General features: G+C 41.6%; 26 protein-coding genes and 1 pseudogene. 18 read left to right on the top strand and 9 right to left on the bottom strand.

Going from position 1 to position 24,481, the window contains the following annotated elements; translation table 11 throughout:
• The first annotated feature begins 83 nt into the window (after window positions 1-83).
• From BKM63_RS17320 to BKM63_RS17280, 9 genes are all read left to right on the top strand, one after another.
• Window positions 84-341, top strand: coding sequence for a hypothetical protein (locus BKM63_RS17320; protein WP_071637820.1), 258 nt, complete (start codon window positions 84-86; stop codon window positions 339-341).
• A gap of 200 nt (window positions 342-541) precedes the next feature.
• The gene (locus tag BKM63_RS17315) at window positions 542-1,537 is read left to right on the top strand and encodes a hypothetical protein (protein ID WP_071637819.1); all 996 of its coding nucleotides are present in this window, start codon (window positions 542-544) and stop codon (window positions 1,535-1,537) included.
• A gap of 160 nt (window positions 1,538-1,697) precedes the next feature.
• The gene (locus tag BKM63_RS17310; protein WP_071637818.1) at window positions 1,698-2,477 is read left to right on the top strand and encodes a hypothetical protein; all 780 of its coding nucleotides are present in this window, start codon (window positions 1,698-1,700) and stop codon (window positions 2,475-2,477) included.
• A gap of 429 nt (window positions 2,478-2,906) precedes the next feature.
• On the top strand, window positions 2,907-3,158 hold the full coding sequence (locus BKM63_RS17305; RefSeq protein ID WP_071637817.1) for a hypothetical protein: 252 nt from the start codon (window positions 2,907-2,909) through the stop codon (window positions 3,156-3,158).
• A 140-nt stretch (window positions 3,159-3,298) separates the two neighbouring features.
• Window positions 3,299-3,853 carry a DUF3592 domain-containing protein gene (locus BKM63_RS17300; protein WP_071637816.1) on the top strand — a complete coding sequence of 185 codons (555 nt, stop codon included), beginning with the start codon at window positions 3,299-3,301 and terminating at the stop codon, window positions 3,851-3,853.
• Between the two features lie 47 nt (window positions 3,854-3,900).
• Window positions 3,901-4,218: a hypothetical protein gene (locus tag BKM63_RS17295; protein ID WP_071637815.1), complete on the top strand. Its 318-nt coding sequence runs from the start codon at window positions 3,901-3,903 to the stop codon at window positions 4,216-4,218.
• Between the two features lie 101 nt (window positions 4,219-4,319).
• Window positions 4,320-5,099, top strand: coding sequence for a hypothetical protein (locus tag BKM63_RS17290; protein WP_071637814.1), 780 nt, complete (start codon window positions 4,320-4,322; stop codon window positions 5,097-5,099).
• A 928-nt stretch (window positions 5,100-6,027) separates the two neighbouring features.
• Window positions 6,028-7,041, top strand: coding sequence for a hypothetical protein (locus BKM63_RS17285; RefSeq protein ID WP_071637813.1), 1,014 nt, complete (start codon window positions 6,028-6,030; stop codon window positions 7,039-7,041).
• 203 nt (window positions 7,042-7,244) lie between these two features.
• The gene (locus tag BKM63_RS17280; RefSeq protein ID WP_071637812.1) at window positions 7,245-7,817 is read left to right on the top strand and encodes a hypothetical protein; all 573 of its coding nucleotides are present in this window, start codon (window positions 7,245-7,247) and stop codon (window positions 7,815-7,817) included.
• 131 nt (window positions 7,818-7,948) lie between these two features.
• On the opposite strand, the gene BKM63_RS17275 is transcribed toward BKM63_RS17280, so the two are convergent.
• Window positions 7,949-8,503 (bottom strand): hypothetical protein, encoded by a 555-nt coding sequence (locus tag BKM63_RS17275; RefSeq protein ID WP_071637811.1) that lies wholly within the window; start codon window positions 8,501-8,503, stop codon window positions 7,949-7,951.
• A 653-nt stretch (window positions 8,504-9,156) separates the two neighbouring features.
• Here BKM63_RS17275 and BKM63_RS17265 point away from each other — a divergent pair.
• On the top strand, window positions 9,157-9,381 hold the full coding sequence (locus BKM63_RS17265; protein ID WP_071637809.1) for a hypothetical protein: 225 nt from the start codon (window positions 9,157-9,159) through the stop codon (window positions 9,379-9,381).
• A 92-nt stretch (window positions 9,382-9,473) separates the two neighbouring features.
• On the opposite strand, the gene BKM63_RS17260 is transcribed toward BKM63_RS17265, so the two are convergent.
• The 3 genes from BKM63_RS17260 to BKM63_RS17250 are packed head-to-tail and all read right to left on the bottom strand — an operon-like array spanning window position 9,474 to window position 12,746.
• A complete protein-coding gene (locus tag BKM63_RS17260) occupies window positions 9,474-10,583 on the bottom strand; it encodes a catalase family protein (RefSeq protein WP_071637808.1) in 1,110 nt (369 codons plus the stop codon).
• 34 nt (window positions 10,584-10,617) lie between these two features.
• Entirely contained in the window at window positions 10,618-11,577 is a 960-nt protein-coding gene (locus tag BKM63_RS17255; RefSeq protein WP_071637807.1) for an SMP-30/gluconolactonase/LRE family protein, read from the bottom strand.
• Between the two features lie 2 nt (window positions 11,578-11,579).
• A complete protein-coding gene (locus BKM63_RS17250; RefSeq protein WP_071637806.1) occupies window positions 11,580-12,746 on the bottom strand; it encodes a PQQ-dependent sugar dehydrogenase in 1,167 nt (388 codons plus the stop codon).
• A gap of 519 nt (window positions 12,747-13,265) precedes the next feature.
• Here BKM63_RS17250 and BKM63_RS17245 point away from each other — a divergent pair.
• The gene (locus BKM63_RS17245; protein WP_071637805.1) at window positions 13,266-13,484 is read left to right on the top strand and encodes a hypothetical protein; all 219 of its coding nucleotides are present in this window, start codon (window positions 13,266-13,268) and stop codon (window positions 13,482-13,484) included.
• Window positions 13,485-13,514: 30 nt separating this feature from the next.
• Here the strand turns inward: BKM63_RS17245 and BKM63_RS17240 are convergent, their stop codons facing one another.
• A complete protein-coding gene (locus tag BKM63_RS17240) occupies window positions 13,515-13,967 on the bottom strand; it encodes a response regulator (protein ID WP_071638157.1) in 453 nt (150 codons plus the stop codon).
• 319 nt (window positions 13,968-14,286) lie between these two features.
• On the opposite strand from BKM63_RS17240, the pseudogene dinB reads away from it, so the two are divergent.
• From dinB to BKM63_RS17220, 4 genes and pseudogenes are all read left to right on the top strand, one after another.
• Window positions 14,287-15,468 (top strand): annotated as a pseudogene (gene dinB / locus BKM63_RS17235) (DNA polymerase IV).
• Between the two features lie 4 nt (window positions 15,469-15,472).
• The gene (locus BKM63_RS17230; protein WP_071637804.1) at window positions 15,473-18,526 is read left to right on the top strand and encodes a DNA polymerase III subunit alpha; all 3,054 of its coding nucleotides are present in this window, start codon (window positions 15,473-15,475) and stop codon (window positions 18,524-18,526) included.
• Between the two features lie 130 nt (window positions 18,527-18,656).
• Window positions 18,657-19,337 carry an SOS response-associated peptidase gene (locus BKM63_RS17225; RefSeq protein ID WP_071637803.1) on the top strand — a complete coding sequence of 227 codons (681 nt, stop codon included), beginning with the start codon at window positions 18,657-18,659 and terminating at the stop codon, window positions 19,335-19,337.
• A complete protein-coding gene (locus tag BKM63_RS17220; RefSeq protein ID WP_071637802.1) occupies window positions 19,324-19,740 on the top strand; it encodes a hypothetical protein in 417 nt (138 codons plus the stop codon). The genes BKM63_RS17225 and BKM63_RS17220 overlap by 14 nt, the downstream gene beginning before the upstream one ends.
• Here the strand turns inward: BKM63_RS17220 and BKM63_RS17215 are convergent.
• The 4 genes from BKM63_RS17215 to BKM63_RS17200 all read right to left on the bottom strand — a co-directional run bounded on the left by BKM63_RS17215 (window position 19,734) and on the right by BKM63_RS17200 (window position 21,604).
• Window positions 19,734-20,165: a DUF1810 domain-containing protein gene (locus BKM63_RS17215; RefSeq protein WP_071637801.1), complete on the bottom strand. Its 432-nt coding sequence runs from the start codon at window positions 20,163-20,165 to the stop codon at window positions 19,734-19,736. The two genes, BKM63_RS17220 and BKM63_RS17215, sit on opposite strands and share 7 nt — an antisense overlap.
• Window positions 20,166-20,243: 78 nt before the next feature.
• Window positions 20,244-20,636: a hypothetical protein gene (locus BKM63_RS17210; protein ID WP_071637800.1), complete on the bottom strand. Its 393-nt coding sequence runs from the start codon at window positions 20,634-20,636 to the stop codon at window positions 20,244-20,246.
• Between the two features lie 68 nt (window positions 20,637-20,704).
• Window positions 20,705-21,169: a hypothetical protein gene (locus tag BKM63_RS17205; RefSeq protein WP_071637799.1), complete on the bottom strand. Its 465-nt coding sequence runs from the start codon at window positions 21,167-21,169 to the stop codon at window positions 20,705-20,707.
• Window positions 21,170-21,274: 105 nt separating this feature from the next.
• Window positions 21,275-21,604: a hypothetical protein gene (locus tag BKM63_RS17200; protein ID WP_071637798.1), complete on the bottom strand. Its 330-nt coding sequence runs from the start codon at window positions 21,602-21,604 to the stop codon at window positions 21,275-21,277.
• Window positions 21,605-21,810: 206 nt separating this feature from the next.
• On the opposite strand from BKM63_RS17200, the gene BKM63_RS17195 reads away from it, so the two are divergent.
• The 3 genes from BKM63_RS17195 (at window position 21,811) to ligD (ending at window position 24,461) form a co-directional block, all read left to right on the top strand.
• Window positions 21,811-22,032 (top strand): hypothetical protein, encoded by a 222-nt coding sequence (locus BKM63_RS17195; RefSeq protein ID WP_071637797.1) that lies wholly within the window; start codon window positions 21,811-21,813, stop codon window positions 22,030-22,032.
• A 39-nt stretch (window positions 22,033-22,071) separates the two neighbouring features.
• Window positions 22,072-22,254: a DUF3606 domain-containing protein gene (locus tag BKM63_RS17190; protein WP_071637796.1), complete on the top strand. Its 183-nt coding sequence runs from the start codon at window positions 22,072-22,074 to the stop codon at window positions 22,252-22,254.
• Window positions 22,255-22,421: 167 nt separating this feature from the next.
• Window positions 22,422-24,461: a DNA ligase D gene (ligD, locus tag BKM63_RS17185; RefSeq protein ID WP_071637795.1), complete on the top strand. Its 2,040-nt coding sequence runs from the start codon at window positions 22,422-22,424 to the stop codon at window positions 24,459-24,461.
• The last annotated feature ends 20 nt before the right edge of the window (window positions 24,462-24,481 follow it).

The following is a 24,481-nucleotide window of genomic DNA, read 5'->3' as shown; positions in this document are numbered from 1 at the left end:
CGGGCAATCCCTTTAAAAAAAAACAGCAATAATCCAATCAAAAAACAAAACAAAAAATCCCCATACAACCAAAAATTACGATCATGAAGACCGTAATTCCCAAAACCCGATCAAAGCCCCAAAAACCACAGCCAAAAACACCCAGCCCCTATAACCCGCAGAACCCTTATAAGGAACCCCAAAGTGGCCCCAAAGACATAACCTGCAAGGACACAGAAAAGGACCTTATAGAGAATGACCCTTCAAAGGGGTCTCAAACGGATAGGAATACCCAAAAAAACGATGAGGCTCAAAGCGACACCTTTGAGGCCATAGCGCCTGAAAAGGAGATCCCACAATGATCAATAGCTATTGGGCACATTTCGATCAGCAGCAAAACAATGATGCTGTAAGCAAACTCCATTCTTATCATTAAATCAAAAAGATTTAATATTATTCTTATATTCGCTAAAAAGCTTATAACTGCACAAAGCCTGCTAAAAAAAGCTACATTGGTGCCATTTTGTGGCTCCAATAAACAAGTTTAGTCAATTACTAAAAAATGAAATCACAAAACAGAAATTTATTCATTATTCTACTATTTTTTTTGAGCCTGTTAAATTCATATGCCCAAAAAGACATCAGCAAATTATTTTTTAATCTGCCATTAGAATCAAGCAGGGATAGTATTTACTGCTCAATTAAAAAATATGGCTTCATAGAAGAAAGTACAAATAGAACTGTATGGCAAAACAAGAAAATTATTAAAACATTTTCCGGTTATTTAGATGTAAAAACATTAGGGAACACTTTGGCTGATAGCGTAAAAATTCAATTATCAACTGCAAGCAGCTTTATAGAAAATGATAACTATTACCAGAATTTACTCATTGTCTGGAACTACCATCATTTTTCAAATGTTAAAACTGCTAAAGAATTCTATCAGGTTAAAAAAAATGAAATAAAAAAAATAGTATCTGAGAAACCGTATCATTTCAATAATTATTTTGAGGATGGTACTATAACTGCCGGATACAGTGATACATTTTATGAAGAGAAAGGTGATAGAGAAGTTTCCATCGAGCTTAAAAGGAAAAAAAAAGAGTATCATATTATCCTGGGGTATCAAAGAAATGAAGGAGAAAAAAAACTCAGGGGAGAATTGATACCCAAGAAAGAATTGATAGTCCGGGAAATAGACAGCAAAAATTTATTTCAGTCTAATAATGTGCAGCAAGCACCTGTTATAGAAAAATGCTCTACTGAAAATGATAAATCAATAGAATGTTTGAAAAGAAACATCGCAGGACACATTTCCAATGATATAGACTTCGAATCTTTCGGTTTGACTGCTGGTGCGCACCGTGTTTTTTTAAAGTTTGTTATAGATAAAAATGCAGAAATTATTAACATTAAAGTATCCCACAAAAACACCAAACTTTGTCAGGAAATAATGCAAAGCATAAATGAACTAAATATAATAGAACCAGCAATTAATAAAGGAATAAAAGTTGATTTTTTAGTTGATATTCCATTAACCATTACAATTGAAAATTAACTTATTACAACAGCTACAACTGTTTCGGACAATAGTTTTTAATGGAAAGCTGGTTTGTTTTTGAAAAATCCCGCATCTTTATTCCCCAAGTTCGCCATGAGATAGAACCTTACTAGCAAACACCGACAAAAATCCAGAATTCAAGTTTTTAATTAAAAATATGAAATACAAAAATAAGCCATTTCCATTAATAGATGATATTTTCGAGCTAAGGAGTCCGAATGAAAAATATGTTTTTACACCTCTGGTGTCTATTACTTTTAAAAATCATCCTGTTCTGAACAATAATTCATTTCATTTTATTTCAGTCTGGGATACTGGAAGTTATATCGAAGACTATTTCGATGATAGTAGGCCTGACCCCAGAGTTATCCGCTTTAAATATAAAAATAATAAATATTCCAATTTATCAAATTTGAATTTTCCATTTATCAGCGAATTAAAAAGAGCTTACCAAATCATTGAAAGTAATTTTATTGAGAATTTAGATTACTACTTAACACCGAAAGGCAATAAGGAATTTGCAGACACATTATCAAAAGGCTGTGAATTAGTGCACTCTGCCAACACGAATTTTGACAAAGTGGAATCTGGCTATTATTTCGAAAAAATCACAAAGTATCTTTATACCAAAAAGAAATTCGAAAAATTCAACAATATAAATTCAGACTTTACTTATTCTGAAACATTTATCGGATTGACAACAACAAAAGAAGAAGTTATAAGTGAATTTCATTTTGATGGAAAAGATAAAAGCGAAATTATAAAAAACATACTTGCCAGGCCGAATTGGATCCAGGCACCGGAAAAACTAAATTATGAAAATATGATTTTTATTGGGAGTGTTTCTGAAAGTGATTTTACTAACGGGACAGCCGAATTATATTTGTTTTGGGACAAAGAAAACGATTTTGTATATCAAATTTCACAATGGACATAATCTCCAGAAGGTAAGAGCCATTACAACTGATCTGGGCAATTGTCTTATAGGAAAGTTATTGAATAAAAATTAAACTGACAGGCTTTTATACTTTGGATTGCAGCAAAACATTAGAATGGTCCTTCCCTAGCCCCGATAGCAGTGGAAATCCTTTTGTGCCGGTGTTCGGCACAAAAGATTGGAACGGATAGCGGGAAAAAGCTCCAAAAAAATAACATCAAACCCAAAAAGATACAACCAAAAATTACCACAAGTACCACCGTAATTCCCAAAAACCAAACCAAAGACCCAAAACGCGCAGCCAAAAACACCCAGCACCTATGACCCGCAGCACCCTTATAAGGAACCCCAAAGCGGCCCCAAAGACATAACCGGGAAGGACATAGAGGACCTTATAGAGAATGACCCCTTAAGGGGTCTCAAACGGATTTGGATACTAAAAAGAGCGATGAGGCTGCAAGCGACAACTTTGAAACCATAGCGCCCGAAAAGGACAATCCCGTAAAGAAGGAATTCGAAATTGGCGAACTTGGAAATGACGAGCTTAAAGAAGATGAACGCGCCAGGAACGTGTCGCGTTATGGTGCACCGGCAATCATAAACCTTCCCAGCGAAAATTTTAGCGCATTCAGATTTGATAAATGTAAAACAACTGATTCACTGCTATTGCCGCACAACTAAAAGATTTAGTAGAATATTGTTATATTCGCTTAAAAAACTTGCCAACCGCACAAAGCAAAGTAAATAAAAGTCCTACTGGTGCCATTGTAAGACTGGTATAAACTAGCCGGCGATATTGATAACGAAAAAGAAATGAAAAGATGAATTTTGAAAATTGGGAATATGGCGTGATTCCAACTGTTTTTATATGTGTTTTATTACCCCTATTTCTTTATTATTCATACTGGCTGTTTATTTCCGGAATCATCGGGCTGCATAGAATGGAAGAAAGCACGAGATGGAAATATTGTATTGGAGAGGTTAAAAACGCTGAAATAAAATACATGTCATTTTCTGAGGATTACCGCTTTAGGTTAAAAAAGACATACAACTATGTTGTAGACGAGGTGGAATATGAATCAAATCAAACCTACGCCAGTGATTATCTGTTTGAAAAAGAGTATAAAAGTCTGGGTCAATTTCCAAAAATCGATGAAATATTTTTAAAAAGCAATCAATTCATTCAGACTGAAAAAGAAAAAGAAATCCAAACAGAAAGAAAAATAACCGTCTATTACGATAAGAACAATCCAAAAAGATCCTGCCTGATAAATAAAATCAACAGCCATATTTATTTGCCAATATTTATGGGATTATTTTTTGGACTGGTATTAACGATTTTTGCTTTGAAACTAATCGGTAATTTAACTGAATGAAAAAGCAAATAACCAGAACTGAAAGTTGAAAAACGAAATAATTATTTATGAAAGACTTTAATGCTGATGAATTTCCCAGAAACTTAAATGATGAGGAAATTGAACTATTATCCGAACTGGTTATTAAAAATCCAATATCAGATTTGTGGAAACAAATTGCCATTAAACTAACTTCTGAACAAAAAGTAAGAATCAATAAAAAAATTGAAAGTAAAAAATATCCTGAATCAGAAAAATTACCTTCATATAATAAAAAAGAAGTGAATGAGAAGGAATGGGAAAGGTTAGTTAAAGAAAAAGAATATGAAAAATTTCAAGGAAATTTGGTGAAGTTTGGATTATGGACAGAAGAATTTGATCAATAAGAGAATTATGGGAGCTGACAGTACTAAAAAACCAGCTGGTAGCTGCTATAACGTTGCCTGCAAGGGACATTTATAATCGAGAATTCAAGACAGCATCAAATATGAAATACGAAAATAAACCATTTCCTTTAATAGAAGATATTTTCGAGATAAGTAGCCCGACTGAAAAATATGTTTTTACACCTCTTGTGTCAATTACTTTTAAAAATCATCCTGTTCTGAACAATAATTCATTTCATTTTATTTCAGTCTGGGATACAGGAAGTTATATCGAAGACTATTTCAATGATAATAGGCCTGACCCCAGAGTGGTCCGCTTTAAATATAAAAATAATAAATATTCCTATTTATCAAATTTGAATTTTCCATTTGTTAGCGAATTAAAAAGAGCTTATGAAATCATTGAAAGTAATTTTATTGAGAATTTAGATTACTACTTAACACCGAAAGGCAATAAGGAATTTGCAGACACATTATCAAAAGGCTGTGAATTAGTGCACTCTGCCAACACGAATTTTGACAAAGTGGAATCTGGCTATTATTTCGAAAAAATCACAAAGTATCTTTATACCAAAAAGAAATTCGAAAAATTCAACAATATAAATTCAGACTTTACTTATTCTGAAACATTTATCGGATTGACAACAACAAAAGAAGAAGTTATAAGTGAATTTCATTTTGATGGAAAAGATAAAAGCGAAATTATAAAAAACATACTTGCCAGGCCGAATTGGATCCAGGCACCGGAAAAACTAAATTATGAAAATATGATTTTTATTGGGAGTGTTTCTGAAAGTGATTTTACTAACGGGACAGCCGAATTATATTTGTTTTGGGACAAAGAAAACGATTTTGTATATCAAATTTCACAATGGACATAATCTCCAGCAGGTAAGAGCCATTACAACTGATCTGTGCAAGTGTCTTATAGGAAAGTTATTGAATAAAAATTAAACTGACAGGCTTTTATACTTTGGATTGCAGCAAAACATTAGAATGGTCCTGCCCTAGCCCCGATAGCAGTGGAAATCCTTTTGTGCCGGGGTTCGGCACAAAAGATTGGAACGTATAGCGGGAAAAAGCTCCAAAAAATGATACAAACCTTAAAAATAATATTACATACAAGCCTGCTAACAAAGCACAAACGAAGACAAGCACGACAATACCGCCCAACCTGCCCCCCACCACCCCTTTAAAAAACAACAGCAATAATCTAATTCAAAAAATAAAACAAAAAACTCCCATACACCAAAAAATTACCACAAGCACCACCGTAATTCCCAAAACCCGATCAAAGACCCAAAAACCGCAGCCAAAAACACCCAGCCCCTATGACCCGCAGAACCCTTAAAAGAAAACCCAAAGCGGCCCCAAAGACATAACGGGCAAGGAAATAGAAAAGGACCTTATAGAGAATGGGTGGAGATTTTTCAGCAAGACCTCAAAGGTCCGGCCTTGCTTTGGTTTAAGGACACGGACTATCTTGCCCTTGAAATAAGGCAAAAGCATATAGGGTCTTGGATAAAAAGTAAAAGGGAAGCAATTGGGATATATGGATAAACAGTATTAAGGAAAAAAGCAGACAGCTTGGAGGTGAGTTCAAAAAGCTGATACTTAAACCGGGAAGTGTAAAAACGACGTGCTAAAATTATTTAGTCACAGCTATTGCTACCCAGTTCGAAAGATTTGGTATTTATTATTATATTCGCTAATTAAAAATTTATAAATAGCACAAAGCCAACTACAAAATTTTTATGTTGCCATTTTATGAGTGGTATGTTTAGTTAGCAGCAATTATAGCACAACCGTATGAATGAAGAGATTTTTTTTAATGATGTATTTGCAGAATTATTAAAAAACAATAAAAGTTTTAGTATCGAATATCATCATCAAAACAGGAGATATAAAGAAGACGAGTTTATTGAACTAATAATCGATAGTGTTAACGGGAAAAAATCAATTTGGCAATTTAAATCTGAAATTAACAAGTTAATAAAACTTGGCTTGCAGAGTTTAACGGAAGTTTTAGACGGTTCAGCACTTCAAGACAAACTAAATTTGTTAGAGTACTTTCGAGAAGAATTTGATGAACTAAAAGGTTATGTTATTTCCGAAGAAGTTTCATATCCAGAATTTGAAGATGAACCAGCTGGAAAATACACTTTCTTTAGATTTAGAGATTATACAATTTCAGGAACTATTGATAATGATGGTTATCTTAAAGATTCTATTTTAAAAAAAGCACAAGGATATTCCAAAGCTTGGTTAGAAGTAATCGATGAAGGAAAAGCCAAAATTGATTTTATGATTAATCAAATTGAATTGCTGCCTCAATCTAAAAAATTAATAAAAGATGTTAATACAATAAATCTATTCTTCTCGTGGCAATCAGACAATGATATAGAACGCAAATTCATTAGAAAATCTTTATCAATGGTAGTACAAGTCTTTAAAAAAGCTGGTAAAACGCTTATAATAGATTCAGACATGAGGGATGTTCCAGGAAGTCAAGACATACCAAACACACTTTTTAAAAAAATTGAAGACTGTGACATTTTCCTGGCTGATGTTAATTTAGTTTTCGGAAGTTTATTTCGTGATTCCGTTTTCAGCCCAAACCCTAATGTTCTAATTGAGCTTGGTTATGCTGCTGCAAAAAAAGGATGGGAAAATATCATTATGGCTTATAACGTCGATAAGCGAAAGATTGAAGAATTACCCTTTGATATTAGACAAAGATCAATTCTTTGGTATAATTCTGAAAACATAGATGATTTAAATAGAAAGATAATTCATGCTATAAAAAAAATATCTAAACAATAAATATTACTAACAATATTGCAACGGATTTGGGCAATTGGGTTAATGAAATGCGGCATTTGGAAAGATTTGACAAATCCAAGAATAGGACTTAATTTAGTTTTAAAGCCATTGTAGTATAGAATGTTGCAGATAATACTTGTACTAATACAATACTACATTATGAAAAACACCGTTGAAATAATCTCAACTTAAAAATTGAAAAAATGAATAAATTAACTTTAACTGTTTTAGGCCTATGTATGACACTTTTTACTTTTGGCCAGGGAAAGAACCAGAAAAAATGGGACAGGGTTATGTCGGAAATGACCAAAGCAAACCAGGGCGACTCTATTTCTGCAAGGTCAAAAGCTATCTTGGAATGGTCTGATTTTAAAATGCAACCTGAATCAGGCAAAGATCTGCATGTCTATCCGGAATTGACATTTGGTGTTTTTACCAAAAAAGTGAATGTCTGGACAGGAACTATCACTGTGGAATCCTATGGAGGAATCAGAAGGGATTTATCGTGGGTGAAACCCGAATATAAATCCCAGCAATTACTGGATTACCTGCAGCTGAAATATAACATTTCACATTACTTTGCAAAAAAGTCAGAAAAAGAGATTAACAGCGGAAAAATAAATGCCGGGAATGTAAATAAAATTAACGCAATTATAGAAAAACATTTAGATGCCAGGGATAAGGCCCTTAATGAATTTGATACAGAGTCTAATTTTGGAAACAATGCTGAAGCTCTTAATACGTGGAAAGAGAAACTAAGCAGTAACGAAATATAAAATACATTGCCTATAACAGATTTAATCAAATAGGATAAATTATAATGTAAAGAAACAGAGTAATCGCAGGATCCATAAAAAAACCGTTAAAATAAATAACGGTTTTTTTATTGGCATCAAATCCGGGTACATTAAAATTTTCGCTGGGAAGGTTTAAAATTGCCTGGAGCACCACCGTCTGTTTCATCTCGGGCGCGTTCATCTTCTTTAAGCTCCTGGTTGCCAAGTTCCCCTATTTCGAATTCCTTATGAACGGGATTGTCCTGATCTGGTTCAATCGTTGTAAAGGGGGCACTCTCAGACTCATCGCTCCCAGAAGTATCAATTTCAGTTTCAAAACCTTCAGACGGATCATTCTTAATAAGATCCTCTTCAATGTCCTTCTCGGTTATATCTTTGGATTCGCTGTCCGATTCATTGTCAAGATTCTCTGAATCATAAGGATTACCCTTTGTATCGCTGCTTTGCTCGTCTGAATTGGGAATCTTGCTATCCTGCATATTATGGTGAGCGGATTCCCTGCTGATCTCCTCGGTACTCAGATCACTTCCGTAATCGGGTTCGGCATTCTCTGTAAAGGGGTGATCTGTGGAGGAAGCTTGTTGCTGTCCCTTTTTACCTGTGTCTGTGCTTTGAAAATTATTGTCATCCTGACCGTAATTTTCCGGTTTGTCTGAATTCATCATTTTATTTTTTTAATTAAATTTTTACTATCGGTTTTTTAAAGGAGTACCCTGAGCACGTTTGGCTATATTGCCGTGCTTGCCTGCATTTGTCCTTTATCAAATGTAAAAAGTATAGAAACATTTTTTTTACAGAATAATGATTTCCATTTATAAAATAGCTATCAGATAATCAAGCAGGTAGGCAACCAATATTGTAGAATTAATAATTTTATAGCTTATGAAATAGTATTGAAAAACTAAAAGCCAAAACATAAAAAATGGATTCAAACCCTAGCCCCGATAGCAGTGAAAATCCTTTTGTGCCGGGGTTCGGCACAAAAGATTGCAACGGATAGCGGGATTAGCTCCCAAAAAATACCACTATAACCATTCAAAGATAAATGATCACTCAAATTAGATTCCGGCAAGAATTCTCGATACGCGATTAAGACAACCCCTGCAGCATTCTGCCGATTTTGCGGATCAATACTCCCAATGCGATACAACCGCATATTATAACCATCTGAAAATAATGCAAGTATATCGGGTTATCGTATAATTTTATCAGGTTTCTAATTTTTAATTTTACTATTCTTCCTTGACTAAGGCTTTAATAAGCCAGAAAGACAAAGAAGGCCTTTACAGTAATTACAAACTATTTAAAGTAAAAAATTATGATACCACAAGAAAACTACGATACGTACCATCAGGACGACAGTACCTATCACATGGGAGAAGAATCCATCCACTCCGAAACCATGGAGCACACCGATCCGGCCATCAACCAGCATTATGACGATGAAAGATCTGCAGACCACCAGCCCACCGAACTGGACCACGATGATGCGGACAGAAGGACTTTAGACGAGTCGGAAGCCGATGAAGATGACGAGGATTAAATGCAACCGCATTACCTAACAGAAAAGCCTTCGCAATGATTACATTGCGAAGGCTTTTTTTTGTATCTAATTTTTTGCTTTTAAATCTTTAACTAATCAGGCAGCTCATCAATGCTTGTGGGTTCTACCCTCACCTGCGCGTTCATATGGTGCCTGTAGCGGCTGGAGGTCTCATAGGCCAGCTTTCTGACCCGCATGATATTGCCCAGCGGACGGTGCGAAGGCAGGCAGTGAAACGGATTAAAGCTCAGCACATCATCTGCATATACACGACGGGCAGCACTAAAAGTTTCCTGAGGCCCGAAGGTAAGTCTGGCAACAGGCTGGTAAGGATTTTTATCGTCGGGCCACTGCACCGATCCGTCTTCGACGGGCATACTCTGCAGGTCCGTGCAAAGCTGTGCGCCCATTTCATACTCGGCCGTACCGGACTTGAAAAAATCCTGGATAACCTGGGTTAAAAAAGCATTTTCATCTGCTTCTATGAGCTCCTTGTCAATTTCCCTGCCTGCTAATTCCCGCACATTTTCCGAAAGCGGCTTTACGTTTATTTTGGCGATGTAATCACCAAAACGAAGCGCCGCCATACTGAAATAGGTATCCCCCAGAATGTGCGGTCCCGGTGCGCTCAATTTATTGGTATCATCTGCCAGCCCAACCGCTGCCAGTGCGTTCTGAACGCCGACTGCCGCTTTCTGGGCTATCTGCTGGAAGAGTTCCCCCCTGTCAGCCTGTTTCTCCAGCGCCTCCTGCATTTTGAGGTACTCTCTTATAGTGCCTGTGGGAATCACCGGATAATTGACCATCAGAAAATCCTGTGTCAGGGCATCGGATAGTTCAGGCAATAGCTTTTCCCCTTCCACGCCGATCACTTTTATGGCCATACCGCGAAAGGCGGACATTTTATCTGGGTTTATCGATCCCTGCGCCGTGGAGAACCGCACAATCACCTGATAGGTTTTCGCCGTGGCAAATAAGCCCTGCGCCAGATGCTCGGGCAGGTTTTCATACACCTGCAGCTCCCCTTTTAAAATCCCGTGGCTTTTGGCATGGGCATCGCGTATGGCATGGCGGTATTTCTCATACATCAGGCGGTTTACCCTGGCCATCGAATCCACGATTCTCTGGCTGATCTGGGCTTCATCGGGCTGTATCACTTCGATTGAATCACTGTAAGGCACGTAAGGATTGGATTGTATCATGTGTCTATATTGTTGTATTAGTTTGGATGATGTTTTATTTCTTTACGGGACTAAATACCGCCTGCTGCAGGGAGAACTTTTTTGACGGCACATTATTTCCTTCTGCAAGCTCGGAGAAATTGGCGTTCATAATCCAGGTTTCACCGCCCGACATTGCTGCCGTTGACGGGAAAGCAAAACGGTCCTCAACCGATGTGGATTGAGAAACCTCTGCCGTGGTCCAGTTATCTGTGCTCTTTAACCTGAATATTTTGTTCACCCCGCCATTCTGCACCAGGGTCAGGGTATTGTTATCATTTAAAAGAAGTCCGTCGGCGCTGGGAAAAAACTGGCCTATTTTAACTTTCGTCCCATTTTGGGCACTGGCAAGGGGAAGTTTTATAAGAGCTCCTGTCCCATTATTGGCCACAAGCAGAAACCCGTCGGGATGATACACAATTCCGTTGGGCCCTACCCCTGCTGATTTCAACAGCTCGCTTTGGCTGAAAACCGAAGCTTTCCCATTCGGGTCCACTTTATAGACCACATCGGCAAAACTGTCGGTAATGTACACATTGCCGTCCTTGTCAAAAGCCAGGTCATTGGGAAAATGCTCTCCGGGAACCAGGCCCGACAAATCAACATCGGCTAATTTTTTACCGGACTTCAGATCAATGGAGAGAAGCCTTGCCATTTTCTTTTTGGTATCCGGCGTGCTGAATTTGCTGTAATTGGCATCGCCCGCGCAGACAAAAAGCCTTTTGCCATCGGGATGCACTTTGAGCCCGTAGGTGGACTTGAGGCTCTGGTCAGCGTATAATGCGGAATATTTTCCTTCTTTGGTTACTTTTCCAACTGTTCCCAATCTTGCCGAGGATACATAAAACACATTGGCCCCCTTGTCAAAAGCCACGCCTTCCGGATAGGATTCCGGCGCTTCAAATTCAATACGTTTGGTTGGTTCCTGTGCCCAGGTCAGCTGGGTTAACAGCAGGAATATGATATACTTTTTCATCTTTATTTTTCTTTAAGGGCATAAATAATTCCATTTGCATCGTCCGATACATACACTACGTCGCTGCCAATAGCCACACCGGCTGGCCTTCCAAAACGCTCATTGCCAATCAAAAATCCGGTTAGAAAATCTTCGGATCCCGTGGGATTTCCTTTGCTGTCAAATTTGATGCGTTCTACTTTGTATCCGCTCGGGTTCTGCCTGTTCCAGGACCCGTGCCAGCATACCAGCGCATCGCCTTTATTTTTTCCGCTGTCAAAAAAAGCAAAGGCAATCGGCGCGCTGTGCGCCGGAAATTCCAGCACCGAAGGCTGCGTGGGTTTCACCCACCCTTCCTTGGTATTGCCCACCGGGTCTTCCCTGCTCTGGTCCACTACTCGTTTCCCATAGGCAAAAGGAAACCCGTAGTTGCCTCCCAAGATAATTTTGTTTAATTCCTCGGGCGGCCAGTCGTCCCCTTTGGTATCCCCGCCATTGTCCACGCCCCACATTTCCTTGGTCACGGGCTGCCAGTCAAATCCTATGGTATTTCGAAGCCCCGAAGCATAAAGGGTTCTTTTCCAGGTCTGCGAATCGACCTGAAGCATCGTGGCGGTTTCCTTATCGCTTTCCTTGCAGTCGTTGCAGACACTGCCCACGGAAATATATAATTTGCCGTCAGGTCCGAAATCCATGGTACGGTTGGCATGCTGCCCGCCACTTGGCAGGTCTTTGATAAGCGTATCGGCAACCTTGCCCAGAGTTCCATCGGCATTCAGCGCATAGCGCAGCACCTTATTGTTATTGCACAGGTACATATAATCATCCTTTGAGGTGATGCCGTGTACGCCGGGAAAATCCGCCACACGGATCATATCGTCAAACTTGCCGTCCTTGTCGGTATCGGTCAGCATCAGAACGTCCCCCGCGTCCCTGCGGGTCACATACAGCTGGCCTTTTTTGCCGATGTACAGCATGCGGGGTTTTCCAAGCCCGGTGGCCACTGGCGTGACTTTCCAGCCGTTGGCTGTTTTAAGTCCCGATGCAAGGGAGCTGCTGTATTCAAGATGGGTTGGGAAATTCGTGATGGTCACTTTTTTGGTATCCTCATTGGGTGGGATGCCTTTTTGGCTGTAACCGTGCATTGCCAGAAAGCCCAGCAATGCGGATAGTGTGTATTTTGCCTTCATAGAGAATGAATTTGTGGATTAATTTCAGTACAAAATGTCTTTTGAATAACTATCAAATTTAGTTTTATATAAAAAAAAGATCTTACAAAATACGCACTGAGTTTTACAGGATTTTCAGCAGTTGTTTCAACTGTAAATCTTTAAAAGTCTGCACTATAAGTTTAGGAAGAAATCCTGAGAATGGAATCTAATAAACTTAAACATTACCATTGTGAAAAATAGAAAAATTGGGTGTGATGTATAGACATTAAATAAAATTAAATCTACAGCTCCCCTAGCCGCGATAGCAGAGGAAATCCTTTTATGCCGGGGTTCGGCACAAAAGATTGCTTCGCCAGTTCGCTAAAGCTCGTGTGAAACGTATAGCGGGAAAAAGCTCCAAAAAAAAGCATTATAAGGAGCCATGCAATTCAAACCCCTATGACTTAACACGAAAACGGACAACAATAAAAATAAAACCGCTAATTTTGCTCTTTAAAAGCAGATATAAAGCTGCAGCCGGTGGAACGGGCATGAGATATGAAAAAGTTTGAAATAAAAAAAATAGCCCCCGAGAGCTGGATGGTCTCCCATAATGAGCTCCCGAGGTTTACCTGCTCTTTTGAGGACAGGAAATTCACTTACAGCCACACCATTACAGGGCTTTCAGACCCTACAGGGGATCCGAAAGAAATACAGCTGCTGCTGAAAATGGAAAAATGGCTCTCCCAATACCATAAGGACAAAATAGACGGCTGATTCCTTGAAAATTGAAATGACCTTTGACCGCTAGATCAACCGAAATTTTCCTCGGTCATTAGTGCGGCAGCGCCAGTCCATTTGTAAGACCTGCTCAAGGAATGATTTCAGGGTATCAAAGCCGCTGGGCTTTACCGCATAAAAACTGGCGCCAAGCTCCATTGCCTTTTCAATGTCCTGCGGATCGCTGCTGGTGGAAAACATAATAACCTTTACCTCCCTTATGGCGCCTTTAAGTTTCCTTATTTCTTCCAGGCAGTCAAAACCTTTTTTTTTAGGCATGTTCAGGTCCAGGAAAATAACTTCGGGAAGCGGATCGGAAAGCGTATGGAGAATCTCCATGAGTTCAGCCCCGTCCTGGGCTTCTTTTAAAATAACATCAGGATCAACTTCCAGCATGGCCTCTGAAAAAAAGATTCTGTCATCTTCATCATCATCTGCTATATAAATATGTCTGTGGGAATTTTGTTCTGCCAGGGCCATAGTGGTATTTTTTATAAGCATAAGACAAGATTACAATCTACAAATCTTTATATAAGAATATAAGTTTTTGCAAATCGATACACGATCGAATTATCCATGCAAGGTTACAATCAAGTAAAGTTAAAAAAAAATATTCTAAGAAAAAACACATGAATTGAATTTACTGTTAATACTCGCCTGGGACAGAATTTCAATGTTTCAGGCTATTTGGGCTGTCGGAAAATAATGATTAAACAATTTTGTTACAAATTAGAACACATTATTATTTATTTTTGTTACAGTCTGTAATAATTTTGTATTTGTATAAAAGCAGAAGATTATGGAAAGGTCAGTTGTACATATCGATATGAATACGTTTTTCGTGTCCTGCGAGAGGCTTACAAATTCAGCATTAAACGGCATACCGCTCATTATCGGCGGAGGCGAGAGAGGCGTGGTGGCCTCGTGTTCCTATGAAGCCAGACGCTTCGGTGTCCGCTCTGCCATGCCCATCCACATGGCCATGAAGCTCTGCCCGCAGGCAAAAATTATGAAAGGCGATATGGAATTATATTCCAAACTCTCGCGTGATATCACCGAGATCATCCAGGAAAAGGCCCCGATAGTGGAGAAAGCCAGCATCGATGAGTTCTATCTGGACATCACCGGGATGGACAAATTCCATGGCAGCTACAAGTGGACCAGCGAACTGGCACAGACCGTCACCAGAGAAACCGGCCTTCCCCTCACCTTTGCCCTTTCAATAAATAAAACCGTATCCAAGATCGGGACCGGCGAGGGAAAACAGAAGCAGAACCTGGAAATCCCCCAGCATCAGGTGCAGTCTTTTCTAAATCCGCTCTCGATCCAGAAAATGCCGATGGTCGGGGAGAAAACCTTCCAGCTTCTATCGCGCATCGGGATAAGGACCATCGGCAAGCTTTCACAGATGCCTGCCGAGGCGCTACAGGACATGATGGGCAAAAACGGGACCGAGCTCTGGAAAAAAGCCAATGGCATCGATAACAATCCCGTGGAGCCCTACAGGGAGAAAAAATCGATATCCACCGAGCACACTTTCGGGCAGGACACCATCGATTTCGACCGCCTGAACAGGGTGCTGCTGGGCATGGTGGAAAAGCTCGCTTTCCAGCTGCGGTCCGAGGCCTGGCTGACTTCGACTGTGAAGGTAAAAATACGCTATGCCAATTATGATACCGAAACGAGGCAGTGCTAGATTCAGCACACCTCGGCTGACCATATCCTGACCGAAACCGTACAGGGGCTTTTCGATAAACTCTACCAGCGCAGGATGCGCCTTCGGCTGATCGGCGTGACATTTAGCGGACTGGCGCGCGGCACCTACCAGATCGATATTTTTCAGGACACAGAGGAAATGCTCGCCCTCTACCAGGCGATGGACCGAATGAAAAGCCGTTACGGCTTTGATGCGGTGATGCGCTGCGCAGGCGCATCCTTCAAGCCAAACAACAAAAACGAAATTCTAAAACGCAAACCCTGATTCCATGTATCTCAACTGCCACTCCTTCCATTCCCTGCGCTACGGCACCATACCGCTGGAGGACCTTGTGCCACAGGCGCTATCCTGCGGGGTCAAAGCCATGGCGCTGACCGATATCAACACGGTAACGGGCATCTATGACTTTATAAAAAGCTGCGAGCAGGCAGGCATAAAGCCCCTGGTCGGCATGGAATTCCGCTCGGGGTTCCAGCTCCGCTTCATCGGCCTTGCCAAAAACGCATCGGGCCTTGCAGAGATGAACCGTTTTTTGACCCATCACAATTTCGAGAAAACACCCCTTCCCTTCTTTGCCCCAGATTTCAGGGATGTCTTTGTAATCTACCCACTCGAGAACACCCCGGACACGCTAAAGGAAAACGAGTATATCGGCATACGTCCCGACCAGCTGCAGAAATTAATCCTGACTAGCTGGAAAGACAGGCAGCATAAAATGGTGATGCTCCAGCCCGTGACCTTTCGCACCAAGGAAGAACATGAGCTGCACCGCATCCTCTGCGCAATTGACAAGAACGTGGTCCTTACAAGACTAAAGCCCGAGGACTGCTGCTCCCATACCGATAAAATGGTTCCGCTGGAACAGCTTCTTACGCAATACGAGCAGTACCCGCAGATTATTTCAAATACGCAGCAGATCATTGACAACTGCCATTTTGTATACGATTTTGAATCCCCGAAAAATAAAAAATACTACACATCGAGCCGCAAAAGCGATATGAAGCTGCTCACCTCCCTGGCAAGGCAGGGCCTTGTGTGGCGCTACGGCAATAAAAACATACAGGCCCGCGAGCGCATGGAAAAAGAGCTCAAGGTAATCGACCAGCTGGAGTTCAGCGGTTATTTCCTGATCACCGCCGATATCATCCGCTTTAGCAACAGCCAGGGGTTCCTTCATGTGGGAAGAGGAAGCGGCGCCAACAGCATTATTGCCTACTGCCTTGGGATCACCGATATCTGCCCGCTGGAGCTGGACCTATATTTCGAGCGTTTTCTGAACATCAACCGCAAAAGCCCACCGGATTTTGACATCGACTGGAGCTGGCGCGACCGCGATGTGATACTCGAATACATATTCAACCGCTACACCTATGAGCACGTGGCATTCTGCGGCACCAATGTAGAGTTCAAGTACCGCTCCATTTTCAGGGAGGTCGGTAAGGTATACGGCCTTCCGAAGGACGAGCTTGATATGCTGGCCAAAAATCCAATGAAGCTTCACGCCACCAATGACGTGGTCCGCGAAGTGCAGCACTATGGTATGATGCTCGAGAAATATCCCAACCAGAGAAGCATGCACTCCTGCGGTGTGCTGATCTCCGAGGAGCCCATCACCAACTACACCCCGCTGGAAATGCCCCCAAAGGGTTTTCCCATTGCCCTTTTTGATATGCATGTGGCCGAATCCATCGGGTTTGAAAAGTTTGACATCCTGAGCCAGCGCGGGATCGCCACCATTGACGACAGCGTGCGGCTCATTGAGCGGAACCGCGGGATACGAATCAATATCAGGGATACCTCGATATCAAAAAATGAGCAGGCGGCTAATTCCTACCTTGCCCAGGGAAAAACAATCGGCTGCTTCTACATTGAGAGCCCGGCGATGCGCGGACTGCTCCGGCGTCTGAAATGCGACAACTATAAAACGCTGGTTGCAGCATCCTCTATCATTAGGCCGGGAGTGGCGCAGTCAGGGATGATGAAGGAATACATTTTTCGCCATAACCATCCATCGAAGTTTGAATATTTTCATCCCGTGTTTCAGGAGCAGCTCGGCGAAACCTACGGGATCATGGTATACCAGGAGGATGTGATCAAAATTGCACTGTACTACGGCGGGCTTCCGGCCTCGGACGGCGATGTGCTGCGACGCGCCATGTCGGGAAAAGGACGCTCAAAATCCGCGCTGCAGAAGGTTAAGGACAACTTTTTTGCCTGCGCCACCCAGAAAGGGCACCCGGTCGCCCTGAGCGAGGAAATCTACCGCCAGATCGAATCATTTGCCGGATACTCCTTCTGCAAGGCGCACTCGGCCTCCTATGCCGTGGAAAGCTACCAGAGCCTGTACCTCAAAGTGCATTTTCCAATCGAATTCATGGTCGCTGCCATCAATAACGAAGGCGGGTTTTACAGGATCGAGGTCTATATACACGAGGCCAGGATGGCAGGGGCGGTTATCCATAATCCCTGCGTGAACAACAGCCTTTGTTCAGCGGCGCTGTATGGCAATGACCTTTACCTTGGCTTTATGCATATCAAGGCAATGAAGATCGAAATGGCGCAGTTTATCGTAGCGGACAGAAAAAGGGCCGGCGACTATCTTTCGCTGGAGGATTTTATCAACCGCGTACCTATGGGGATCGAAAGCGTGAAGAGCCTGATTTTTACCGGTGCCTTCCGCTTTACGGGCAAAAACAAAAACGAGCTTCTGGTTACCGCCAGCGTACTTTTAAACAATTTCAAGCCTGAGAACCGCGCGCCGCTGCTGATCCAGGAGCCCACCAAACAGTATAAATTACCTACGCTGGAAAGGTCCGTCTTTGAAGATGCCTTTGACGAGATCGAGCTGCTGAGCTTTCCGGTGTCTTGCACCGTATTTGACCTGCTGCAGACAAGCCACCGCGGCGATATAAAGGTCCGGGACCTGCCCTTCTGCCATAAGAAACAGGTGCGCATGCTGGCCTATCTGGTATCGACCAAACAGGTGCCTACCAAAAGGGGCAATATGTATTTCGGGACATGGATCGATAATGAAGGGGCGTACTTCGATACGGCGCATTTTCCCGACAGCCTTGCCAATTATCCCTTCCAGGGAGGCGGCTGTTATCTTTTGATGGGAATAGTGGAGATCGACTACCACTTCCCCACCATAACCATTCATAAGATGGCCAAGATGCCTTTTATGAAGGACCCACGCTATATGGACGCAAAAGACCAGTACAGGACCCAGGCGCTCATACGGGAGGACGTGAGCACCACAGAGCGCCAGCCGTATCCGCAGGCGCATGAGATCAACCTGCCAAGGCATAAGATGAAAACATAGCCTCTTTTTTTTAGGAACTGCTCTGGCAATTTGAAAAATAAATCATTAAATTTGATAGGAGACCGCCATGAAATGCATGGCGAGGATTCAAAGATAAAGTATAAAGAAACTTGTATTTAAAACACCGCCTATGTGCTATTACACACAACAAATGTCGACTATAGAATCCGTCAAACGACGCTTTAATGCAGATCTGGATAATGAGGAGTTTTTTTTGCAATCCGATTTTATTAAAGGATTCAAACATCCCAACATACCACTAATACTTGATACAACTCCGAATATAATCACAACAGACCACAGCTGGGGACTGATGCCGTCGTGGGCGGAGGAGCAATCATTTAATAGAAAAAAAACGCTCAATGCACGCATTGAGACCATTGACAAAAGAAAGTCGTACAAGAATATCACCCAAAACCGCTGTCTGATAATTGCCTCGGCTTACTATGAATGGCACTGGCACGACAAGCAGGGCAAACTAAAAGATAAATACCAGATAAAATCTTTTGATGATGAAATATTCACATTCGCAGGATTGTACTCTTCATGGACCTGCCCTGATTCAGGAATACTGAAAAATACTTTTACAATGGTAACCACAGAGGGAAACCAAATCATGAAATATGTACATAACAGCAAATCAATAAAATCAGGAAATATACATGATGCCAGGATGCCCATTATGCTGCGCAGACAGGACGAACTCTCTTGGCTTGACCAAAGCGTTGACATGTCTGAATTTGCATTTCCATATGAAGGAAATTTAAACGCCGTTAATTTAAATCCGAACATTCAGTATGGACTTTTTTAAAAATGTCACAATCGAAGATTTCAACACGCGTTTTTTAATTGAATTGAATTCCGTAACAGAATTTACGCAGTATAACGACCCCAATGATTTTTTTGAACCCGAACAGGAATATGGAAACCATATTATGCGCTGCCAGGAAAACGAGCTAAATTTTATACGCAATACGATCAAAGCCAATTTGACTGCACATAGAATTACTATTACGGCAGAGGAATTTAAACAAATTGTCCAGTCGAAAAGGGAACAGATTATTGCATCAAGACCGCGCGCAATTGACCAATTTATTGAACGCATCACTGTAACTTACATAGATCCGGAGCAAAGTGAACGCGAACACAAGTTTTTTCTTCACCGGTATTTGCATAAGTTTTGGAAAAGCATGCAATCTATTATTAATCACTGATCAGATAAAAGTATTTCGATAGTTTTATCGTCATTCAACCCCAGATAATATTTTTCCAATACTTTGTGGAAAACAGGATTTGTATTTGGGACCTGGCCAAACAGGGTCATACAGGATTTAAGTTTCCTATCGTCTGGCCTGCCGAATATTTCCAGGGCTGTTTTTCCCTGCAGAGAAAGAACTGCTTCTGAAATTTCAATCAGGCGTTTTCCAAGAACCGGATCATTGAGGTACTGTCCGGCTTCCTTTAGGTCCTTAATTCCATAATATACGTTATAGTCCGTAAAACCCAGGCCCCTGATTTGGGGAAAAACAAACCACATCCAGTGGCTCTGCTTCCTCCCGTTTTTGATTTCATGCAAAGCCTGAAGGTAAACATACTGCTGGGCCGCAACAAATCTTTCTATACCGTCATCTGGATTCATAAGGGGTTGTTTAAGGTTTATTCGTGTCTTGCAGTGCAACTAGATCAAAAAAAATCCTGGAACCTGCAAAAGGATCTTTCAAAACACCTCCTGATACATAAGTTCAATTGTAACCTCTTTTTTGCTCGGACTCTGCTCGACAAAGATTGTGCTCCATCTGGGCTGGAAGTTACTAACCAGGTAATGGAAAGCATGCAGTATCTCTTCAGCGGAACTTTCCAAAGCTATCCCTAGATTCTTCTCGAACCCGATAATGCGGTAGAAAACCCCATTTTCCAAAAGTTCATCATGCCCATCTGCTGTATTGTCAGGAGCCAGACCAAAGTAGAAAATTTCTGTTTTCTTGTTAGCTAACAAATCGGTCAACTGAGAACGAACCGTCAAAAACAATGGCTCGTCCATCAAATGATACGGGACCACCAAATCAGCAGCTTTAATGGTGAGCGCAAAATCTTCAAAATGTAGCTCCATAACACGATCAATTATGAGATTGCAAAACAGCAGAATATCTGCTGGAAGAATTTAAATAATCATTAAAATCAATCCAGTATACCTTTCCCAAATACTTTTTCTACCTGAAATATATAAGTCTCCAATATTGGCGTTGCTAAAAAGAAACGGCTGACTGCCGCGCCATTCGCATCTGTTTTCTGATTGTCAAATGACCGCTCCAAAAGTGCTGTGTAATCCTTCCGTTGGCTATCCTCGAAAACAGTTCGTAAATTTCTCTCGGTATTGATAAAGGATTTCAACATTGGAAAATCATTGTTATTATCCTTTTCGTACCTTTCTATTCCAGCCTTAACATCAAGAAACTCCTTTCTGAACAAACCTAAAACTGCCGGCAGGTTATGTGCGTAAAAAATATTAGGTATCAGCCCTGCCTTATAATTGGCGTAATGCTCCTCTGATGCCAATGAACTGGCCAGGTATTTTTCAAAGGTCTGAATTCGGAATAAATAATCGGTATGAAAAAAATTAGTGTCCTTGTAATCAATATTCATGCGTAAAATAATTTAAGTTAACTTTAAATCAAAACATAAAAGTAGCTAAATTTTCAATTGCAAAGCAGCAAAAAAAGCTCTTTCATCGTGACGTGAATCCTTTTGTTACAGGTAAATAGTTATATCCTTTGAATCTGTCCTGATCTCCGCACGGCATTCCTGCAGCATATTTAGCGCCATGTTGTCCGCCTCCGTTTCATTGAGCGAATCAGAATCAATGCCCTGCTCGGAATCAAAGTGGATGTCAATATAGGTAATTTCACTGCTTAGCTGCTGCATATCATCACTTACAATATCACAGTGATTATCTATTTCCACCCCGAAATATTCTACCTGTGTCAGTCCGCGGTTAATTAGCCCCGTAACAAATTCAACTGTAGTCACCTCAGGAATGGCAACCTTCGCAGTTGACAGAACCATAGTATGCGCTTCCATATCATATTATTTATAATGAAACCCTAATTTACAAATAATTACGATCACTGCCCTATAAATTTTAATTCTCTATGCATCAGCCCTTCAGTGCTTTGCAGTAGACATAAAGTGACATGAAAATTTAATAAAAGCCGGGCATTTTCCTGTAAGGCAAATGATCATCTATGTCGTTAATTTTAAACGTTTAACAACTAAATAAAAATGTCATGGAAAATTCAAACCAATACACAGCAGAAGAACTGCAAAAATGTCCTTACCATAATCACCAGGCTGCCGCCGGACATGATGATCCCAGCGAGAATACAGGGGACTGGGGCGATCTTGATGAGAACGATGAGGCAGGAACCGATCCTGACCGCCATGAAGGTGGAGGAAACGATAATTCAGGCGGCGCTGGAAGCAGCGGAAGCGCTGCAACAAACAGCTAAAATACACTACAGCTTTACTAACCACACAATTTTATTATTATGAGCGACGATCTGAACAAAAAAGGATTTCAGGACAGATCCAGAATTAATATGAACGAAGCCCATGAAGTGGCTTACTGGACAGAAAAATTTGGTGTTTCAAAAGAGCAACTTCAGGCTGCTGTTGAAAAAGCAGGCACGAGTTCTGCCGATGCCGTTGAAAAAGCATTAAAATCTTCTTAGGAAGGTTTTAATGCTTTTTTTATTAGTCCGACCTGCATTATTTCATACAGCTACGGCATCTACAACTATAGCCTTACCCCGGCAATTTTACAGCGTGATCAAGAGGTATCAATCCTCTCGGAACATCTCAAAGCGAAATCAGTGGAACTGTTTTAATGAAAAAGATTATGAAGAAAAAAAAACTATCAGCAGCCGAAAAGAAAAATATTGCGGCCCTGCTGGAAAAAGGAAAACCCTCCAAAATACCGGTGAATATAAAACCAATGCTGGCGACACTGGTAAACGAGCCCTTCGACGATCCGGACTGGAGCTATGAAGTCAAGTGGGACGGTTACCGCGCGCTCTGCTATATAAATAAAGGAGAGGTTTCTATAGCGTCAAGAAACAACAAGTCCTTTGCCGAGAAATACTACACGATAACCGATGCCCTTAAAAAATGGCCTGCTGATGCGGTGCTCGACGGCGAGCTTGTCGTGGTGGGAACAGACGGCAAAGCCAATTTCAGTGCGCTGCAGAACTGGCGCAGCGAGGCTGACGGTGATCTTGTATACTACGCCTTTGACCTTCTCTGGTACGACGGGGTTCATATTATGGGCCTGCCTTTATCCAAGAGACAGGCCATCCTTGCTGCTGTGCTTCCCACAGACGACGACCGCATCCGCCTCTCAGAGGTATTTGCCAGCGGCGGGATCGATTTTTTTCAGGCGGCAAAAAAAATGGGACTGGAAGGAATTATGGCCAAAAGGATGACCTCGCTCTATACGCCCGATGCGCGTAACAGGGAATGGCTGAAAATCAAGGTCAACCTGAGACAGGAAGTGGTCATTGGCGGTTTTACAAGAAATGAAGGTTCTTCCAAACAGTTCAGCTCCCTATTGCTGGGTGTTTATGAAAATGGTCGCTTTGAGTATGTGGGCAAGGTCGGCACGGGTTTCAGTGACAAACTGCAGAAAGAGATGATCAAAGAGTTTACGCCTTTAATTACCAAAAAGATTCCCTTTGCATCGGAACCCGACATCAACAAACCCTCACGTTTTCGTCCAAACCCTCCCAATGCAGCTGCAACGTGGCTTAAGCCGTCCCTGGTCTGCGAGGTAAGTTTCGCGGAAGTTACCACAGACGGTGTTTTCCGCCATCCTTCCTTTGAAGGAATGCGCTCCGATAAAAAAGCGTCCGATGTAGTACGGGAGACTGCCTCGCCAGCGGCAGAAACCGTTTTAATAGCCGAAAAAAACAACGTGCTTGTAAAAGGTGCCGAACATTCCGGCAGCAAAACACTGCTAAACCCGACAGAGGAAACACAGACCAAGAAGATAAAAGGCCACAGCCTCACTTTCTCCCATCTGAGCAAAGTGTACTGGCCAGAGGACGGCTACACCAGACGCGATATGTTCAATTACTATTACCAGGCAGCGGAATTTATACTTCCCTACCTCAAAGACCGCCCCCTTTCCCTCAACCGCTTTCCCGGGGGCATACATGGAAAGAGTTTCTACCAGAAGGATGTGAAGGGAAAAGCGCCGGACTGGGCCAAAACTTTCCCCTACACCACAAGCGAGGGAGAGGACAAAGAATTTCTGGTCGGCGGCGACGAAGCGACATTGCTGTATATGGCATCACTTGGATGTATTGAAATGAATCCGTGGTTCAGCACCATAAAACATCCCGATAACCCTGATTACTGCGTCATTGACCTTGACCCTGACAAAAGCAACACTTTCGAGCAGGTAATTACAGCCGCCCAGGAGGTTAAAAAAATTCTAGATGCCATGGAAATAACCGGCTATGTCAAGACATCAGGATCAACGGGCATTCATATTTACATTCCCCTTGGCGCGAAATATTCCTATGACCAGTCCCAGATGTTCGGCAGGCTCATCGTAACGATCGTACAGGACCAGCTACCGGACTTCACCAGTACAGAGCGCCAGATAAAAAACAGAAACGGCAAAATGTATCTGGATTTTCTTCAGAACCGACCGGGCGCAATCATTGCCTGCCCCTACTCGCTGAGGCCGAAAATTGGAGCCACTGTTTCCATGCCGCTGCACTGGGAAGAAATCAAAAAAGGACTTTCGATGAAAGATTTCAATATTGAGAATTCCATCGCGCGTATGAAGGCAGAAGGAGACCTGTTCAAAGGCGCACTTCAGAAAGGCATAGATATGAAAAAAGCCCTCGCCAAAGCACAGAGCATTTTTTCCTGAAAATCGTGATATTCATATCC

It is taken from the genome of Flavobacterium johnsoniae (assembly GCF_001879205.1).
Classification (GTDB): Bacteria; Bacteroidota; Bacteroidia; order Flavobacteriales; family Flavobacteriaceae; genus Flavobacterium; species Flavobacterium johnsoniae_A.
Note: the sequence above shows the minus strand (reverse complement) of the source record. Positions and strands in the feature narration are given on the sequence as shown.

Excerpts from the sequence above, each read along its gene's own strand:
- BKM63_RS17280 (WP_071637812.1), top strand. The coding sequence starts at position 7,245 with ATGAATAAATTAACTTTAACTGTTTTAGGCCTATGTATGACACTTTTT.
- BKM63_RS17290 (WP_071637814.1), top strand. The coding sequence starts at position 4,320 with ATGAAATACGAAAATAAACCATTTCCTTTAATAGAAGATATTTTCGAG.
- BKM63_RS17225 (WP_071637803.1), top strand. The coding sequence starts at position 18,657 with ATGTGCTATTACACACAACAAATGTCGACTATAGAATCCGTCAAACGA.
- BKM63_RS17275 (WP_071637811.1), bottom strand. The coding sequence starts at position 8,503 with ATGATGAATTCAGACAAACCGGAAAATTACGGTCAGGATGACAATAAT.
- BKM63_RS17255 (WP_071637807.1), bottom strand. The coding sequence starts at position 11,577 with ATGAAAAAGTATATCATATTCCTGCTGTTAACCCAGCTGACCTGGGCA.
- BKM63_RS17320 (WP_071637820.1), top strand. The coding sequence starts at position 84 with ATGAAGACCGTAATTCCCAAAACCCGATCAAAGCCCCAAAAACCACAG.
- BKM63_RS17215 (WP_071637801.1), bottom strand. The coding sequence starts at position 20,165 with ATGAATCCAGATGACGGTATAGAAAGATTTGTTGCGGCCCAGCAGTAT.
- BKM63_RS17250 (WP_071637806.1), bottom strand. The coding sequence starts at position 12,746 with ATGAAGGCAAAATACACACTATCCGCATTGCTGGGCTTTCTGGCAATG.
- BKM63_RS17200 (WP_071637798.1), bottom strand. The coding sequence starts at position 21,604 with ATGGAAGCGCATACTATGGTTCTGTCAACTGCGAAGGTTGCCATTCCT.
- ligD (WP_071637795.1), top strand. The coding sequence starts at position 22,422 with ATGAAGAAAAAAAAACTATCAGCAGCCGAAAAGAAAAATATTGCGGCC.
- BKM63_RS17245 (WP_071637805.1), top strand. The coding sequence starts at position 13,266 with ATGAAAAAGTTTGAAATAAAAAAAATAGCCCCCGAGAGCTGGATGGTC.
- BKM63_RS17205 (WP_071637799.1), bottom strand. The coding sequence starts at position 21,169 with ATGAATATTGATTACAAGGACACTAATTTTTTTCATACCGATTATTTA.
- BKM63_RS17300 (WP_071637816.1), top strand. The coding sequence starts at position 3,299 with ATGAATTTTGAAAATTGGGAATATGGCGTGATTCCAACTGTTTTTATA.
- BKM63_RS17310 (WP_071637818.1), top strand. The coding sequence starts at position 1,698 with ATGAAATACAAAAATAAGCCATTTCCATTAATAGATGATATTTTCGAG.
- BKM63_RS17295 (WP_071637815.1), top strand. The coding sequence starts at position 3,901 with ATGAAAGACTTTAATGCTGATGAATTTCCCAGAAACTTAAATGATGAG.
- BKM63_RS17265 (WP_071637809.1), top strand. The coding sequence starts at position 9,157 with ATGATACCACAAGAAAACTACGATACGTACCATCAGGACGACAGTACC.
- BKM63_RS17220 (WP_071637802.1), top strand. The coding sequence starts at position 19,324 with ATGGACTTTTTTAAAAATGTCACAATCGAAGATTTCAACACGCGTTTT.
- BKM63_RS17315 (WP_071637819.1), top strand. The coding sequence starts at position 542 with ATGAAATCACAAAACAGAAATTTATTCATTATTCTACTATTTTTTTTG.
- BKM63_RS17285 (WP_071637813.1), top strand. The coding sequence starts at position 6,028 with ATGAATGAAGAGATTTTTTTTAATGATGTATTTGCAGAATTATTAAAA.
- BKM63_RS17190 (WP_071637796.1), top strand. The coding sequence starts at position 22,072 with ATGAGCGACGATCTGAACAAAAAAGGATTTCAGGACAGATCCAGAATT.
- BKM63_RS17230 (WP_071637804.1), top strand. The coding sequence starts at position 15,473 with ATGTATCTCAACTGCCACTCCTTCCATTCCCTGCGCTACGGCACCATA.
- BKM63_RS17195 (WP_071637797.1), top strand. The coding sequence starts at position 21,811 with ATGGAAAATTCAAACCAATACACAGCAGAAGAACTGCAAAAATGTCCT.
- BKM63_RS17240 (WP_071638157.1), bottom strand. The coding sequence starts at position 13,967 with ATGGCCCTGGCAGAACAAAATTCCCACAGACATATTTATATAGCAGAT.
- BKM63_RS17260 (WP_071637808.1), bottom strand. The coding sequence starts at position 10,583 with ATGATACAATCCAATCCTTACGTGCCTTACAGTGATTCAATCGAAGTG.
- BKM63_RS17210 (WP_071637800.1), bottom strand. The coding sequence starts at position 20,636 with ATGGAGCTACATTTTGAAGATTTTGCGCTCACCATTAAAGCTGCTGAT.